Here is an 18,037-nt window from a genome sequence, read left to right on the forward strand (position 1 = left end):
ACACTAAGAGAGCCATGCCGTTACGGCTACAAGCCTACTGATTTCTCCGCTCGACAACACGTCTCGCTTGAGAAATAGTAGAGCTTGATGCCTACAGCATGGCTCATATAATTTAAGGCTAGCCAAGTAATTATGGCTAGCCTTTTTTACGATTTATTGTACTGCGTCAACCTTATGTGTAAGAGTTACTTCTACAGTTTCTTCTTTATAGTCATTTGATGCCTTAGCGACAGTGACCTCTACGGTTGTGCCGGCTGGAAGGTACTTCATGATGTTATTGAGGGTATTTACAGATGTAACTGTACGTCCGTTGAATGATGTGATTACGTCATCAACTTCGATACCTGCTTCTTCAGCACCTGAACCTGCAACTACCTGAGCTACGTATACACCAACTGGAACATCGTACTGCTCAGACATTTCTGATGTAATATCCTTACCTGCGATTCCGAGGTAAGAAGCATCAAGCTCTGATACAACATCGTTGTCAATCATCTGCTGGATAATATCCCATGCATAAGAGATAGGAATTGCATATCCCATACCTTCTACAGATTCATCTGCAAGCTTAGCAGACACAATACCGATAACCTCTCCTGTGGCATTAAGTAATGCACCACCTGAGTTACCAGGGTTAACAGCTGCATCTGTCTGGATGAGGCTGTTTGTAACAAGATTTCCTTCCTCGTCTGTGATTGAAACCTCACGGTCCTTAGCAGAGATAATACCTGTTGTTACTGATGTACCATATCCAAGAGCGTTGCCGATTACGATAGCTGCCTCACCAACGACTGTTGAATCTGAGTCGCCAAGAGTAGCAACCTTGATTACTGAAAGAGTATCTGAAGGAATATCTGCTACTGCAACTGCTACAACAGCAAGATCACATGATGAATCAGTTCCTTTGATTGTTCCTTCAACTGCTTCACCATCGTTGAAAGTAATTGTAAGTGTTTCCGCACCTGCTACTACATGATTGTTTGTTGCAATGTAGATGTAGTCGTCATCCTGTGAAATGATGATTCCGGAACCAGCTGATGTTGTTTCCTGCTGCATTGTTCCGAAGAATGTCTGATATTCTGTAAGACCTACATTTGTAACCTGTACGATTGCTGGAAGTACGTTTTCTGCAATTTCTGATACATCTGAAGTAACTGTTGTAGATACTTTATTTGATGTTGTAGAAAGAGCTGTACCACTTGCACTTTCAGATGTGTCTTCTGTCTCAGTAGATTCGATTTTTTCTTCTGATGATGCTGACATAGGCAGGTATCTGTTTGAAACATATACCACTGATTGGAATGCTGTACCTGCAACCAAGCCAAATACTAGCGCTATTGCAACTGCACGTCCAAGCTTTCCTGCAAAACCTGTAGACTTCTTCTGCTTTTTGTTCTTATTACCATTGTCGTAAGGTGACCATTGATAATAGGACTCACCTTGGTTTATCTCGTCCTTCTTGTAGGAATATGAACCGTTGTTGTTTTCTGGCCCATTGTTTGAGCCTCCATTGTATAAATCACTCATAAACTCGCCTCCATTTAAACTTTTAGTAAGAATACCCCAGTAATGTGATAGTCAGGTGACGGTTTATTCAACAGTAACTGACTTTGCAAGGTTTCTTGGATGATCAACGTCAAAGCCCTTGCCCACAGATACATAGTAACCAAACAACTGAAGTGGAATAATCGCCAATGAGTTAGTAAAGTATCTGTTTGTCTGTGGAATATACATTACATAGTCTGCTACTTCTTCAATATCTTCATGTCCAACTGTTGTAACAGCAAGAATGAAAGCACCACGTGTCTTGCACTCTACGATGTTTGAAACAGTCTTTGCATAGATATTTTCCTGTGTTGCTACAGCACCAACTAATGTGCCATCCTCAATAAGAGAAATTGTTCCATGCTTTAATTCACCAGCAGCATATGCTTCTGAATGAATATATGAAATCTCCTTGAGCTTTAGGGAACCTTCCATAGCAATTGCATAATCGATTCCACGTCCAATAAAGAATACATCCTTTGCAGCAACAAATCTGTTAGCAAATTTCTGAATACGCTCTTTATTTCCAAGAAGCATTTCAATCTGCTCTGGAAGCTTCTTTAAGTCTGTGATAAGTGACTTCATTTCATCTGCAGAAAGAAGACCTCTAACATCAGCAAACTTCATAGCAAGTAAGTATAATGCAATAAGCTGTGCTGAGTATGCCTTTGTAGTAGCAACTGAAATTTCAGGACCAGCCCATGTGTACATAACCTTTTCAGCCTCACGAGCAATTGAAGAACCTACTACGTTTACGATAGCAAGTGTCATGTTGCCCATTGCGCGAGCCATACGAACTGCTTCCTTTGTATCAGCTGTCTCACCAGACTGGCTGATTGCAATAACAAGCTCGTTCTCCTGAAGTATTGGATTTCTGTATCTAAACTCTGAAGCGATATCTACCTCAACAGGGATACGTGCCATCTCCTCGAAAACATATTTAGCTGTAACACCTGTATGATATGCACTACCGCAGGCAACGATACGAATACGTGAAATAGATTTAATTTCATCATCGCTCATGCCAAGTTCTTCAATATCAACAGTGTCATTTTTGATTCTAGGATTAAGAGTATCACGAACCGTCTTTGGCTCCTCATGAATCTCCTTAATCATGAAGTGGTCATAACCACCCTTTTCTGCTGCATCAACGTCCCAATCGATTGTCTTAGCTTCCTTCTCGATTGGCTGTCCATCAACATCGAAGAATTCGATTGTATCCTCTGTAAGGCGTGCAATTTCTTCATTCTCAATGAAGTAAACGTTTCTAGTGTATTTAAGAACAGCTGGTACATCAGATGCGATTAAGTTGCCATCTTTTCCAAGACCAACAATAAGTGGGCTGTCCTTTCTTACTGAGTAAATCTGATCTGGATAATCAGCAAAAATAATACCAAGAGCATAAGCACCCTCTACACGATGCATAACCTTTGTTACGCATGTAAGAGGATCATTTCCCTGCTTATAGTAATAATCAAGTAAGTGAGCAACAACCTCTGTATCTGTTTCAGACTTGAAGTTGTATCCACGCTTGATAAGCTTTTCCTTAAGCTTTGCATAGTTCTCAATGATACCGTTGTGAACTACTGCGATTGTCTCTTCCTCATTAAGATGTGGATGAGCATTTGTCTCGCTTGGCTCACCGTGAGTAGCCCAACGTGTGTGACCAATACCGATTGTTCCCTGCATTGTCTCACCATCATGAGTTTTCTCGCTAAGAAGACGAAGACGTCCCTTTGCCTTTTCATATTCGATTTTGGTGCCATCATAAACAGCCATACCAGCCGAGTCATAACCTCTGTACTCAAGCTTGCTAAGTCCATCTAACAAAATAGGCGCTGCCTGTGACTTACCAACATATCCTACTATTCCACACATATGTCCTTTTTTCCTTTCATAAACTCGCATAATTTAATAAATACAAGCCATTTGATTTTACTACTATTTGGCCCAAAAGTAAAACAGGGACCAGCCTAAAGGCAAGTCCCTGAAAATACACTTTATTAATCTTTTAATCCGCGGTTTGTGTGACTGTCGCACTATCTTCCGTGAATCCCGTTTCATTAACAATGTGGTCGCTAATAACATCAACCATATCGTCTGTAGGATCGTAATCCTGCTGGTCGTATAAGAACTCATGTAACTGAACAACATTTGATGTAAGTGTACATGGAACCAATACTGCACCAGTAGTCTTGCTTATTGTAGTGTCCTTAAGTGCAAATGGGAATCCTGTTGAATCAGCAATCTCATAATCACCAACTGATGCTGCCATTGAAAGCACCTGTGAAAGTGATAAGCTTGTTGAAATGCTAGGGAAGACGTCATTTGCAATATCATTTAATGTAGCCACATTAGCATTCTTTGCTTTTTCAATAATTTGCTTGATAACAGCACGCTGATTCTCAGCACGACCGTAATCGTTATCTACTGCATATCTGTTACGACAGTAACCAACAACCTGTGCACCGTTAAGTGTGTATGTTCCTGGGCTGTCGAAGTAGCAGTCTGAATACTTCCATCCATCCTCTTCTTTTGGATAGTAATTAAGTACGTTTTCAACCTCAGCAATGTAACCTGCAAGAGCATTCTGATGTGTCTCTGGATTATCTGTATCAATCATCTTCTGAGTGATTTCAAGCTCCAAGCCACCTAAGTCATCGACGATAGTAGCGAGTGCATAGAAGTCAACTGATACGTAACCAGAAATCTTAAGGTCGAGGTTGGTATTAAGCATGCTGATAGCAGTCTCAACACCACCATGGTTGTATGCGTAGTTACATTTTCTGTATGTGCCCTCTGTAACCTGGAGATATGTATCACGCTGTACAGAAACCATCTTAACTTCTTTTGTATCGTTGTTTATAGAAACAAGAATGATTGTATCTGAGTTACCACTATCAAGGTTACCATTTGAACGGTTATCAACACCAAATAATGCAAGTGTGGTGTAGTTACTTAACAGTTCCTCTGTTTCTGTATCAAGGTTGTTAACTTCGATTTCATCCATATTGATGTTGTCCCAGTTAACCTTGCCGAATTTGTTCCAGAAGAAGAAGATAAGTAAAAGAAGCAACAATACAACTATCTCTATAACAATGATATTTCTTCTTGTTTTCTTCTTTCCGCCGCGTCCATTCTTTCCGCCGCCCTTGCGTCCACTAGGAACATTTCTTCCTCTTGATGAAGATGTGCTTCTAGCTGGTCTGCTTGAATGCGAGGAAGAAGGCTTCTTTTTTCTTCTAGCAGATGATGAATGAGCAGCCGCTGCTGATGTTCTGTGTGAACTAGCTGAGCTACGTGGTCTGCTTCCGCTTGCGCTACGGCTAGCACTTGATCTACTTGCACTCATTGATTCGCTCTGTAAATCATAATCATATAAATCGATTTCATCGTCCAATGAAAGATCTGGAGAAATATCAGCATCTCTACCGTATGATCTAGATACTGGTCTTCCTGATGTTGGTCTACCAGATGCTCTATTGGCAGAAGTTCTGTTTGTAGGTCTTGCGTTTCTAGTTGCACCAGAACTTCTTCTTAAATCGTAATCTTCGAAATTACTCATCGGATTATTACTCCCATCTTAGTATTAATAACTATGCTAGTCTACTCTATGGCTTAATATATTGTCAAGAAATCTGAAATATTTCTGTCACATTCTATAAAAAACGAGGTAAAAATTTATCATTTTTACTCTTGTGTTCCCGGCAATATATAATTTTCCATTCCAACAGGTAAGTTCCTATTGTAGAATGTGTCACCATTCTTGATGATTTCACCATGTTTTTCCATCAATATTTCATGAGAATCGGTGGATGTTATTGTCACTCTGTTCTTTTTTCTAGCAATAACTTTTGGAATGACGATAGTCCTAAATCCTCTAGCCTTTGCCCTCAAACAAAAATCAAACATTGCATCCTGACCAGACAATCTGGTGTCGAAACCGTGAAGCATTCGATATACCTTCGAATCAATCATGCAACAACCTGCATCTATCATGGCTACATCTCTTGGCATGCTAGCCAAACCCTCATAGCTATCTCTGAAAATTCGCTGTCCATGAAATGCCGGATACCATGCTCCATCTGTATCAAACACATATCCCACATTATCGTAAGTGAAACCTCTATCTATAAAACGAGCACCTACCACAGCCACATCCGGCTGATTAAGATATGCATACATTTTTTTAGCATTATTTCTGGTATAGAGTTTGACATCATCCTCTTTAAAAAACATATAGTCCTTAGAGAAACGTCTAAATGATGTTTCATCGTAATCCAAATGCCATTTCTTTAAAGATGCATCAATTCTTCCCTCAGCCACAACTCCGGTTTGACGAAGATAAGATATAGCAAGCGCCATGTGCTCCTTGCAGTAAAAATTGGCTTCAGCTCTTTGCTCCTTTGTAAGAAGCTTGTCGGAAGTACGTTTGTGATACAAAAGTGATGGAATATGCTCTATAGATTCTTTTTTGAATGCTGCCCTAAGAAGATATTCATAGATATAGGCAGTCTGAGCCTTTTCATTGAATTCTCCCAAGCGTTTGTAAACATTCCTTGAAATTGCAACAAACTCGCCAATGTAGTTTGTCTGCAATAAAAGTTCTTTGTTGAAATCGCATTTAAAATGAGGATTCATTCTATCCTGACCGACGATTTCATCGTTATCCGTATATATGATACTATCATTGTCCAGCTGCGAAATCTTTTCATTTAGAAATGCCAAAGTCTTAAGACTTAGTCGATCATGCTGTCCTAAATAGACTAGATAATCCCCTTCTGCAAAATGGGCGCCTATGTTATACGCATAGGCACCTCCAGATTTCTTTTTCAGTCGACGATAATGAACCTTATCCACAATGTCCGGGAAAAACTCCTTAATGGTAACTTCGATGGCATTGGAAGGATTATTATCTAGTATATAAAGTTCAAAATTACGGTATTCCTGCTCATCAATAGACTCTAGACAATCTTTGAAATAATCCATATCTGTATCTATAGTCCATATGACCAGAGAAAAATATGTATCCGCCACTATTTCGAGCCCTTTCCGCCAAAAACAACAGCTATAGTCTTGAATATTATCTTGATATCTAATCCAAGAGACCAATTAGATATATATTCTGTATCAAGAGCAACTACCTGCTCAAAATCCTTTATATCGCTACGTCCGCTAACCTGCCACATTCCTGTAAGACCTGGCTTGATGGACAATCTAGCCTTGTGATGAAGAGCATAGTTTTCATATTCATCTTCGAGTGGTGGTCTTGTTCCAACAAGAGACATCTCTCCTATAAGAACGTTCCAGAACTGAGGTAATTCATCGATAGAATATTTTCTAAGGAAATGTCCGATTGGTGTGACACGTGGGTCATTTTCCATCTTGAACATATTTCCCTTCATCTCGTTCTGAGACATAAGCTCTTTTTTACGCTCTTCAGCATCAATATACATAGTTCTGAATTTGTAGAATCTGAATCTACGACCATTTTTTCCGATTCGTGTCTGAGTGAAAAATACTGGTCCTGGAGACTGAAGCTTTATAACTGGTGCAAATATAACAAAGGCAATAAATGCTAAAACCAATCCTACGATTGCACCGCAGATATCCATCAATCTCTTTAAGAATGCCTGTCTATTGTTGGCAATATGCATACTTGTTGTAAGTACAACATAATCGCCATATGTTTCCATAATGCGGTTTGGCATAAGATTATTTGTATGAATCAAAGACATATGAACTGTAAGTCCCTGCTCAACCAAACGTCCTGCCAAGCTTTCCTCGCTAGCTCTAGTGTTTCCATCGAGGAAAATTTCATCTACTACATTTGTCCTGAGATATTCAAAAAGGCTATCCGCATTTGCAACTACTGGGATTCCTTGAATCTCCTGACCAGTCATATCCTTATCAACAACTACAACGCCCTCAACCTTAAACTCTGTATATGGGCTGTGAGCTATTTCTGAAAGACAGTGCTCCACTGTAGTAGACTCCGCAACAACAACCATGGATGATTTGTTTACATCCAATAGTTTTCTTCTACGGATAATCCTCTTCCAGAAAACTCTAACAATGTATGTAACAACAATCATTGCTATTCCGAAAGCACCTAACGCAAATCGAGAATAGTAGTATGATGTTTGGTTGGCATACATGTAAAGCAAGACGCCAAGGAAGTTTATCAAGCTGTGCCATACAGTGGAAGTAATTTCTTGATATTTTGTTCTTCTTAAAATTCCTGTGTAAGTCTCAGTAAAAAGTACACCTGTTAAATCAATGAATGGCAATATTTTTGCCAAGCTTTGATAGAGGTTGTACCACTCAAAACGATCCAAAAAGATTACGCTGTGGAACTTAATATAAACACCAATAAATAGTGCCAACTCCGCAGCAATCATATCAAGGATTATAAAATCCAAATGTTTTACCCAGGAACGCTTCTTTTTTTTGTACAAGTCTTTCTCCTTTAACCTAGGCAGCTAAGCCACCTTTAGTTAGAGTATAACTCCATTTTTCTTAAGCAATTCTTTTGCACTGTCCACTGAATCTACGCCATGAAGATTTTTGATTGGTGCAAATTCGTGTACTCTGTCTACCTCGAATGCAAGGTTTGAATCCATCATGTGAACCATATCAAGAACTAAAAGCTCGAACTTATAGCCGTTTGGTTCTTCTGGTGAAATGTGATTTCCATCAGCATCGATGTGTGGAATCTTTTTCTCAACAACGTGTACAAGCATGTTGTTGTTAACGATTTCATCAAGCTTCTCAAGTGAGAATAAGTAGTTGAGGATAACACCGTATTTGTAAAGAAGGCTTCCGTCCTCAGCTCTTGCCTCTGCCATCTCATCTGACATTTCGTAGTACTCAACAATTGATGGCTTACCGTCCTCAAGGCAAAGAAGACCCATTTTTTCCTGTGGATCTACCTTACGAACAACCTTTGAGCCTGCTTCGTATCCGCCTGCAATTGTAGCTCCAACAAATACTGGATCTGCAATTCGCTGACATACATTATCTACTGCAAAGATGTTAATCCACTTAACACCCTTTGCCTTCATTTCTTTATCAAGGCCTGCTTTTACCATTGATGCATACCAACCACCATTTCCATTTGGTGATGTAGCAAGACGGCCTTTCTCCTCAAGAAGAAGCTTGCCATTGTAATCAACAGCACAAGCCATATCCTGAATGAAGTATTTAACGTACTCAGGATTGTATCCAAAATAATCATGCTCTGCGAAGAATTCGCGTGTAGCCTGATCATTCTTTTCACTTGTCATAATATAAAGAGGGACAAAACAACCTGCCTGATTAACAACATCCATAAGGTTGTTGATAAGGCACTGGAAAATGTAGAGCTCTTTTGTTTCGCCAACATTGAAGCATCCCTTTGGTAAATCAAATCCAAGACGAGTGCCCATTCCACCTGCAAGAAGAACTGCTGCTACTTCGCCTTTTTTGATTGCCTCTAATCCGATTGCTTCGAACTCATCGTGCTTCTTTGCAATTTCAGAAATACTTACTGCTGGAGGAACGCTAAACTCTCCTCTTGATGCAGCTTCGTTTGAACCGATAAGCTTGAAGTCTGGCCAATTAATATTTTCAATCTGATTAAGAAGCTCTTTCTTATTCTCCTCAGGAAGCTGGTCGAAGAAATTCATTACGTGTTCCTGATTATTCTCCCTCAGTAATTCGAGTGCTTTTTCTTTAGTTAACATTATAAATTATTCTCCTTTTTATATCCATCTTTATTATTCACCCCATCGTAATCCATCTTTCTTGTATGGTACTCAATATCCTCCAAAATCTTACGATTCTTTGCAAGAAGATCACCAATGAGCGCAATCATTAGGGAAATGAATCCCATGATTAAAAGAGTACAGCCAAGTATAAGTGACTGAACATGTCCCGCTGAATTACCCATTGAAACATATACCAAATATCTGATGATAACCCCTAATCCAACAATAAATGGTATTATAGCCAAAAGACTGAATGTCTTCAAAGGCTGATACATTAAATAAGCCCTAAGAATTGTAACCATGGACTTTTTAACATAGCCCATCATGCTGTTGAACAGTCTTGATGGTCTAAGCTCGCCATTAGTACGAATTGGCACACTGGTCTGAGCGATTTTATTGCGCCCCGCTTGCACAATAGTCTCAAGTGTATATGTATAATCGTTTGTAACGTTGAGCCTCATGGCTGCATCCCTTGAATATGCTCTAAATCCACTCGGAGCATCAGGGATATCTGTGTTGCTGGCCTTTTGAACTACCCAGCTTCCGAAGTGTTGTAACTTCTTTTTCAGTGGTGAGAAATGCTCTGTCTCATCGATTGGTCTTGCACCAATAACAATATCTGAGCGTCCCTCTAGAATTGGTCTAACTAAAAGTTCTATATCGTCTGCAACATATTGATTGTCTGCATCCGTATTTACGATAATGTCTGCCCCGTGGCGAAGACAAGCATCGATACCTGCCATAAATCCATAAGCAAGACCTTTGTTACGACGGAGATTTACAATGTGATGCACACCCCAACGCTTTGCAACCTCAACAGTGTTGTCTGCGCTTCCGTCATTTATAATTAAATATTCAATTTCATCGATTCCATCAATATGCTTAGGCAAATCATTTAAGGCTATCTCAAGTGTCTCTGCCTCGTTGTAGCATGGAATCTGAATGATTAATTTCATAGCTACTCCTTACTTCTAAATGAATAGTCGAATTTGGTGAGTGATAGATTTGGGTTGTAGTATGGATCACCCTTATCAAGTACAGACTGCCACTTTGACATAAAGTACTCTGTCTCTGATTCCATACGAGCCTTTTTGCCCTCATCCTCAAGGTCCAGTCCTCGGCTCACCGACTCTAAATGATACCACTCTGAAAATGGAGTGTAAACGCACAGTAAATTCTTGGCACGAAGTTTCAAGCAAAAATCTACGTCATTAAAGGCAACTGCAAGACCTTCATCAAATCCTCCAACTGCCTCAAAATCTGACTTACTAGTGAGCAAGCATGCGCCAGTAAGAGCTGATAAATCCTGCACGCAGGTGCTTCTGTAGAAATATCCAACCTGCTCACGGCCGCTTCCTAAAAACTGTGAGTTGGCAACTCCACCAAGGCCAAGTACGAGACCTGCGTGCTGCACAGTATTGTTTCCAAAGTAAAGTCTTGCGCCTACAGCACCTACATCACTTCTGCGAACAAATCCCATCATCTCGGAAATACTGTCAGCATTAATCATGCGAGTGTCGTTGTTGAGCATCAGAATGTACTCACCATCAGAATGGGAAACACCATAATTCATAAGTGCTGAATAGTTGAAGACTCCCATGGTATCTGGATGTTCTTTTGTGAAATCAACAACCTTCGCTTTAATATCAGATCTATTTACAAGCTGTGTATAGTAGTTTCTGATTGATTCTTCTGTGGAATTGTTTTCTACAATTACAAACTCCACATTTGGATAATCGTTTTTCTCCACAATGCTATCGATGCATGCCTTTAAATCCTCTACGTGATTCATGTTTGGAATCACAATAGAAAGAAGTGGTGAATCTGGCCACTGATAGATTGTACGGTAATATCCAAGGTGTGTATCAAGCTCTACGCGAGCTGGAATGCCCAAGCGCTTGTAGTGATTTTCCACTGCTCGACGACCATTTTCATAGGCGTACATTTTTGCCTCTGGATGATCTGCCGTAGAATCCGGATGACATCTCCAGTGGTAAAGGACCCTAGGGATGTGATATATATTGGTACATTTCTCCAAAACTCTAAGGTCGAAATCGTGGTCCTGTGCGCCGTCAAACTCAGAGAGAATTCCGCCGCTCTCTTTTACGATGTCTGCTCTAACTACAAAAAGATGCGTGATGTAGTTGTGAGAGCAAAGCAAATCAATATTGAAATCTGACTTGAAGTGAGGGAGGAAATATTCCTTGCCCTCCATGTCTATTTTATCTTCGTCAGAATAGATAGCCTGGATTGTACCGTCTTCATTTAAAGCTTTTGCAATATAGTACATTGCATCTGGAGTGATTAGATCATCGTGGTCCGTAAATCCGATATAGTCTCCAGTAGCAAGCTCCATTGCTGCGTTTGTATTGCCTGCAATACCTGTATTATCACTTAGTTTTTTATAGATGATTCTTTCATCCCAAATGCCATTGGTAGCCTTTAGAATGATATCCTTCAAGCCTTCCTCTGGACTGCCATCCCCAAGGCAAAGCTGCCAGTGTGGATAGGTCTGAGCTGTAAAGGACTGAATTAATTCAATAAGGAATTCTTCCTTTGTGTTATATAACGGAATTACGATACTGATAACTGGATTGTATTTAAAAACAGTATGCTTTTGCTTGTCTAATTCTTCTTTTGTAATTGGATTTTCTTTCAGGAACTGTCTGTAGCTGTAGTGCTCCTGGTCGTGTTTCATAAGCTTTCTAACTGTCTTTGCTACAGTCTTTTTAAAGCCATAATGCTGTAGATAAAGTAATCCTTTTTCTATTTTATTAGTAGGTTGCTTGTATTCTTTTATTTCACTCATAGTCGAAAAAATCTTTTATTGCTTCAGCTAATGCTGTAGAATCTCCCATTTTTACAAAAATATGGTTGCTGTCCGCAGTGAACAGCTCGTGGTTGGCTGGGCCATCTCCAAGAATCATTGGCCTGCCCATTGCCTGATATATGTATGCCTTTCCAGGAATTGTCCTTTTTGCCTTATCGATAGTTCCTGAGAAGTGGCCTGCCAAGCATAAATCTGCCTGAGCAATATGCTCCGCCAAATCCTGCTGGCTGAGCCAGTTTATATAAGATATATTATTCTGGATTGGTTTGTCCATAGCTGATGGCACTGGACCAATTATTTCAAATGAAATATCTGTATCATCCTTGAACTGCTTTAGTGCATCTAAAATCACATCCACTCCCTGAAGGTTTAAAATTGAGCCAAAATAAAGAACCTTTTTCTGAGAACCGGATGGCTTTTTGTCCCTAGGATAATAGATGCTTGCATCAGCCTCAAGATATAGAACCCTTAGCTTTTCCTGACAAGCACCAAGCTCATCTGCAAAAAACTCACCGTGAGCCTTTGTGTCACACACTATATAATCTGCCTTTTTAAGTGTGCCTTCGTCCAGGCTGTGACAGAACTTCGAAAGAAAACCGCCATCCTTGAACTTCTTTCTATCAAGCACCATAGTGTCATAAACAGAAATAAAGAAGTCGATGATGACAGTCTTTGTTCTAAACTTCCAAGAAAAAAATGGCATAACCAGCTGAGGAGCAAATCCCACAAATACAATATCAATGTCTTTCATGGGTTGCTTGAGCAAGCTAGCAAACACAAATGCAATACGCTTTGGATAGCTAGAAGATTTGCTTCCGATTATCTCCACCTGAGATGCCAAATGCGATAGATAATTAATCTCTTGGGAAACTCTGATGTAATCTAAATTTTTAGTTGTTATATAAAGAACCTTCTTCCCTTTGATGAGGGAATCCAGTTGACTAAATTGTTCCATATTATAATCCCTGACAACACAGTTTGTATAAGTATACCACACTTGCACATTCCTTGCATTGCCTAGGGTATTGTTTTAGAATAGTTTATGACTAATTACATGTGAAAGGCGCGCTTTTATGGCAACCATTTCAGTTTTATTGTCCACTTACAATGGGCAAAAATATATTACCGAACAAATACAAAGCATACTGAAACAGACTTTTTCAGACTTTGTTTTATATATTCGAGATGACGGTTCTAGTGATGACACTTTAAACATCATTCATAATTTAGCTTCTACAGATTCAAGAATTGTTATCATCAACGATGTTTCAAAGGATACAAATACAAATTTAGGATTTGGAGAAAGCTTCAGCACTATCTCCAAATATGCTCTTACCCACAGTGATTGCTCATATTTTGCTTTTTGCGATCAAGACGATTATTGGGAAGAGGATAAATTGGAAGTAGCTTTGTCTTATTTTGAAAAGGCTAACTCAGATACACCTATTCTTTTTGCGTCAAATTACTATATATGTGATGATGTGTTGAATGTGACCGGCACTTTCAACGAAACTAATCCTATGACAGGAGTCACCTTTGAGAATCTTTTCTTTGAAGGAGTCTTTCCTGGTTTCACCATGATGATAAACAGAAAGCTTGCTGAGCTTTCATTTGATAACAATTACTCCAAAAATATTTATTATCATGATAAGTGGGTCACTTTAATTGCTCTTGGGTTAAAGGGGCAAATCATTTACAGTGAAAAGCCTTTAGCCAAATATAGACGCCACAGTGACGCAGTATCATCCACAAATCTTGGTATCATCAAAAAGATTAAATGGAGAGTGGATAAGGTTTTAAATGGTGATTTCTGTCCTCGAACAAGGCAGATGTTAAAATGCTTTTCTGGATTGTTTTACTGCCAGGTTGATACTGAGACAAAAAAATTTTTGGATGTTTTTAATTCAAAAAAAATCTTCAAAAAGACTTTTTATCATAAGCATCTTCGCAGAAGTTTTTCAGGAGAAGTTATGCTTCGACTAATTCTATTACTTGGAAAACTATAGATTTTTGTTTTTCATCAGAAAAACAGAAATCGTAAATACCTTTAGGACAATACTTTCATGAAAGAGAAAAACGTAAAAAAGAATTATATATATAATGTAGCATATCAGTTACTGGTTATTATCACACCACTTCTGACTGCCCCTTACATTTCCAGAGTGCTGGGCGTAGATGGCATCGGTGTATTTTCTTATGTAACTGCCATTGCTGCATTTTTCATTATTTTTGCCACCTTGGGCACATCTACTTATGGTCAGCGTGAGATTTCCTATGTGCAGGCTGATGCTCACAGACGTTCTGTGGTATTTTGGAACACAGTAATTTTCAGATGTACTTCCACTGCCATATTCCTTTTAATCTACGGCATTTTTGTTTTTGCCCTAAGACCAGAATGGATGATTATTTACATCATTCAGTTCATAGAAATAATCAATGTTGCCTGTGATACATCATGGTTCTTCCAAGGTCTTGAGGAGTTTGGCAAAATTGTTGGACGTAATGCCATATTTAGATTAATAAACCTGGCGATGGTTTTCACCCTTATCAAAGATGAAAACGACCTGGCCCTCTACACTGCAGCCACTGCCATCATCACCATGGCCGGACACGTTTCGCTTTGGGCATACCTTCCAAAGTATCTCACAAAGGTTTCAAAATCAGAGCTTACACCATTTGCTGACACACATGTGATTCTTGGATTATTCTTGCCAACCATTGCAGTTCAAATATATCAATATTTAGATAAGATTATGATTCGCCTCATCAACGGCGGTAGCACTGAAAACGGCTACTATGAACAGGCTATGCGAATCACAAAAATGGTGCTAGTACTTGTCACATCAATGTCTACAGTTATGGTGCCTCGCATCGGCAGGTATTTTGAAGAAGGCAACAAGGATGCCATTAGAAATGCAATGTACAAGGCCTACAGATTTGCATGGTTTTTAGGCTTGCCTCTTATGTTTGGATTATTCGGAATCGCCGACAATTTCATTCCATGGTTCTACGGCCCAGGCTATGAAAAGGTAATTGTGCTTTTAAAGATTGTTTCAGCTATCACTGTTGCCATCTCAATCAACAATGTAACCGGCATCCAGTATTTAGTGCCAACCAAAAGAGAGAACTTATACACAAAGACAGTGCTTTACGGAGCAGTTATCAACTTCTGCTTCAACCTGATGTTAATACCAAAGCTTAGCTCCTATGGAGCTGCATTTGCTTCTGTCATCGCCGAAGCATCAATCGCAATCATCCAGCTTTTTGTCATTAGAAAAGAGCTGGAAATCAAGCGCATCATAGCGCCAATACCAAAGTATTTATTCTCCGCAGCTATGATGTTACTATTACTTATAGTAGAAAGTCGTCTCCTGCCAAACACAATCATTGCAACATTTATCATGATTGTCACAGGAGCCGCAGTATATTTTATTCTTTTGCTTATACTTGCTGATTCATTCTTCATTGAGAATGCAAAATCAGTTATTAATAAGATTTCAAGTAAATTGAGTGGAGTTAAGAAATAATGAAATTAGTAGCTTATATTTTAATCGCAGTATTTTTTATATTAGCTATCGCTGCCTTTTATTTTGCAATCAACGTAAAAGGCAGAAAGGCATTTATAGCTTTAATATACCTGTTTTGTTTAGTATTCACTGCAAGCGCAGGCGTCTTTTACGCCAACTATGTGCCTGACACATCACCAGATGAATCAGCTCACATTGCATATGTTTATTACCTGGAAAGCACAGGTGAGATAATTCCTCATTTCGAAGACATGCACATCTTCAGCAATGTTGTTATGAAGTGGTCGGAAATTCCAAACTATGCTTACATGGAAGATCTTGTAAACTATCTATGCCACCCACCTCTTTATTATCACATCATGCGTCTTGCTGGTGGCTTTTCTCCTACAGAATCAGATGTAGTTATTACAATCCAAAAAATGCAGCTTCGATACTTCAGCTTAGGCATCAGTATCATTGGACTTTTACTATTCTTCTACATCGGATACTCAAGATTATCAAAGGACATGCCATGGGTTCATCTTGTATACGCAATGACTGTGTCATCAATCCCAATGCTTTCATATGAGCTCTGCGCCGTAACAAATGATGCACTTACACTTACAACAGCAGCACTTTGCATCCTTGGATTGATTCGATTTAGTGAAGGCAAGCGCAACATACTAACCTATGTTTTAATTGCCCTGGGCATCACTGCATCACTTTTGACAAAACTTACTGCAGCCATCCTTTGCATCCTAATGGCACTCATCGTATTGATTGTAACCATGATAAAAGAAAAAAGCCTCGCACCACTTATCTGCAAGGCCTTCTTTATATCATTGCCTATATACGCCGTAGCCATAGCCTACTACGGAATCATTTACTCGCGCTACGGAACACTACATCCTTCCTTAGAGCTTATCTCTTCAAAGGAATACTTCGAAAATACGATATACTACGTTGCTGAGTCAGAGCGTCGCACTTACAACTTCAGCCAATACCTATCGTACTACATAGAGCGATTCTTCCTATCATGGTCAGGCATCGAATCTGTATATCGTTTCACAAAAACCTACATATACAGCCTCACAGCCATACCATACGAAATCCTCTGGGTAATCCCAGCACTTGTATTCACACCTGCTGTAAAGAAATGTGCTGGCAGACTCAGCCTACCAGTTATCGCAGGATGGATTTCACTAATAGTAACATCCCTCTACCAGTTTAAAAGCGCCTACGGCTCATTCCAAAGCCGCGGCTACCTTGGAGGCTTCGCATCCCGTTACTACATACCATTCATGCCAATCTTCGCACTGGCCGTAGCCCTACTATTCCTTGGCATGCACGCAGACAATGGATTCGAACCAAGCACCGGCGTCACCACAATTTCCGGCGACTTCCCAACCTACCGACGCCGCCTCCTGTACAACACACTAATCTACACCCTAGCCCTGGCCTTTGCCTTCCTCATGTACTACGGAAGCCTACCATTCTTCCTGCTACACTACGCAAGTATGTAAAGCACAGACATGAAATTGTACAAAAGGTTTTCGTACAAGGCTTAGGATAATTGCGTTCATATTACATTTGCTAAGTAGAACATAAAAAGAGATATTTGTATGTAAGAGCACCGTGGCACATTCAACATCGTGTTTCAAGTGACCACTGCTGCCGCCGTCCTAGCGGCAGCTGCTCATACATATCAAATATCTCTTTTTGTTCTACTAAGCGCATTCCAAAATCACGCAATTAACCCTAAGTCTTGCTATGAAAACTTATATAAAGTTTATGCTGTCTGTGTATTACATACAGTGGCAACTAAATTGCAAAGAATTTAAAGAACACACGCAATCAGACTTGCGACACATTACACCTAGGTAATCATAATCCGAAGTGATGCATCAACCCGCAAGGCTGGCTGTCCCTCCACACTCATAAATAGCTGGGCGACTTCCCAACCTACCGCAAAAAGCTTCTCTACAATACAATCATTTACGTTATAGCACTGATATACACCTTTTTACTATTCTATGGGAACTTCCCATTTTTCTTGTTACACTACACGTAAGGCGAGCCAAAAGACTCACCTTTGTTTGTTGTATCTCGCGAAGCAATACTACTGTTCAAAACACCTATATAAATAAACAATAGCAAGTATTATTGTAGCAACCACATGAATAACAGCAAATGGTTTGAGTGATACCTGCGCTGTAAACCAAGCGATAGGTGATATAAGTCCTGTCAAAAATACTATGGCTGCAATAATTACATGCTTCAAAGTAAAAGCATTCTTCGTTATCGCATTAAAAGCCTCAAGTAAAAGTAATACAACAACTGGTAATATAATAGTATCTATCTTAGATAAGAAAATAATTGTTAACATATTAATCCTCCCTGTATATAAA

At 39.5% G+C, this 18,037-nt stretch carries 13 protein-coding genes; 3 read left to right on the forward strand and 10 right to left on the reverse strand.

Annotation, left to right across the window (positions count from 1 at the left end):
• Positions 1–153 precede the first annotated feature (153 nt).
• From BO15_RS0101740 to BO15_RS0101780, 9 genes are all read right to left on the reverse strand, one after another.
• Complete coding sequence (locus BO15_RS0101740) at positions 154–1,527, reverse strand: S1C family serine protease (RefSeq protein WP_033151798.1); 1,374 nt, start codon at positions 1,525–1,527, stop codon at positions 154–156.
• A gap of 63 nt (positions 1,528–1,590) precedes the next feature.
• On the reverse strand, positions 1,591–3,423 hold the full coding sequence (gene glmS / locus BO15_RS0101745) for a glutamine--fructose-6-phosphate transaminase (isomerizing) (RefSeq protein ID WP_033151800.1): 1,833 nt from the start codon (positions 3,421–3,423) through the stop codon (positions 1,591–1,593).
• A 133-nt stretch (positions 3,424–3,556) separates the two neighbouring features.
• Positions 3,557–5,110 carry an LCP family protein gene (locus BO15_RS0101750; RefSeq protein WP_052169712.1) on the reverse strand — a complete coding sequence of 518 codons (1,554 nt, stop codon included), beginning with the start codon at positions 5,108–5,110 and terminating at the stop codon, positions 3,557–3,559.
• A gap of 125 nt (positions 5,111–5,235) precedes the next feature.
• On the reverse strand, positions 5,236–6,534 hold the full coding sequence (locus BO15_RS0101755) for a glycosyltransferase family 2 protein (RefSeq protein ID WP_157752295.1): 1,299 nt from the start codon (positions 6,532–6,534) through the stop codon (positions 5,236–5,238).
• A 47-nt stretch (positions 6,535–6,581) separates the two neighbouring features.
• The gene (locus BO15_RS0101760) at positions 6,582–8,003 is read right to left on the reverse strand and encodes a sugar transferase (protein ID WP_033151803.1); all 1,422 of its coding nucleotides are present in this window, start codon (positions 8,001–8,003) and stop codon (positions 6,582–6,584) included.
• 39 nt (positions 8,004–8,042) lie between these two features.
• Positions 8,043–9,269, reverse strand: a complete 1,227-nt coding sequence (locus BO15_RS0101765; protein ID WP_033151805.1) for a UTP--glucose-1-phosphate uridylyltransferase — start codon at positions 9,267–9,269, stop codon at positions 8,043–8,045.
• Positions 9,269–10,249, reverse strand: a complete 981-nt coding sequence (locus BO15_RS0101770; RefSeq protein WP_033151807.1) for a glycosyltransferase family 2 protein — start codon at positions 10,247–10,249, stop codon at positions 9,269–9,271. Before BO15_RS0101770 ends, BO15_RS0101765 begins: the two co-directional genes overlap by 1 nt.
• A 2-nt stretch (positions 10,250–10,251) precedes the next feature.
• A complete protein-coding gene (locus tag BO15_RS0101775; protein WP_052169713.1) occupies positions 10,252–12,102 on the reverse strand; it encodes a glycosyltransferase family 2 protein in 1,851 nt (616 codons plus the stop codon).
• Positions 12,095–13,078 carry a glycosyltransferase gene (locus tag BO15_RS0101780; protein WP_033151809.1) on the reverse strand — a complete coding sequence of 328 codons (984 nt, stop codon included), beginning with the start codon at positions 13,076–13,078 and terminating at the stop codon, positions 12,095–12,097. The genes BO15_RS0101775 and BO15_RS0101780 overlap by 8 nt, the downstream gene beginning before the upstream one ends.
• Positions 13,079–13,196: 118 nt before the next feature.
• Between BO15_RS0101780 and BO15_RS0101785 the strand changes: the two genes are divergently transcribed.
• Genes BO15_RS0101785 through BO15_RS0101795 form a run of 3 tightly spaced genes read left to right on the forward strand, consistent with a single transcriptional unit; the run spans position 13,197 to position 17,152 of the window.
• Complete coding sequence (locus BO15_RS0101785; RefSeq protein WP_052169714.1) at positions 13,197–14,129, forward strand: glycosyltransferase family 2 protein; 933 nt, start codon at positions 13,197–13,199, stop codon at positions 14,127–14,129.
• 57 nt (positions 14,130–14,186) lie between these two features.
• On the forward strand, positions 14,187–15,650 hold the full coding sequence (locus BO15_RS0101790) for a flippase (protein WP_033151811.1): 1,464 nt from the start codon (positions 14,187–14,189) through the stop codon (positions 15,648–15,650).
• Positions 15,650–17,152, forward strand: coding sequence for a hypothetical protein (locus BO15_RS0101795; RefSeq protein ID WP_033151813.1), 1,503 nt, complete (start codon positions 15,650–15,652; stop codon positions 17,150–17,152). Before BO15_RS0101790 ends, BO15_RS0101795 begins: the two co-directional genes overlap by 1 nt.
• A 596-nt stretch (positions 17,153–17,748) precedes the next feature.
• On the opposite strand, the gene BO15_RS0101800 is transcribed toward BO15_RS0101795, so the two are convergent.
• The gene (locus tag BO15_RS0101800) at positions 17,749–18,015 is read right to left on the reverse strand and encodes a hypothetical protein (RefSeq protein WP_033151815.1); all 267 of its coding nucleotides are present in this window, start codon (positions 18,013–18,015) and stop codon (positions 17,749–17,751) included.
• Positions 18,016–18,037 lie beyond the last annotated feature (22 nt).

The organism is Pseudobutyrivibrio ruminis HUN009 (assembly GCF_000703005.1).
GTDB lineage: Bacteria > Bacillota > Clostridia > Lachnospirales > Lachnospiraceae > Pseudobutyrivibrio > Pseudobutyrivibrio ruminis_A.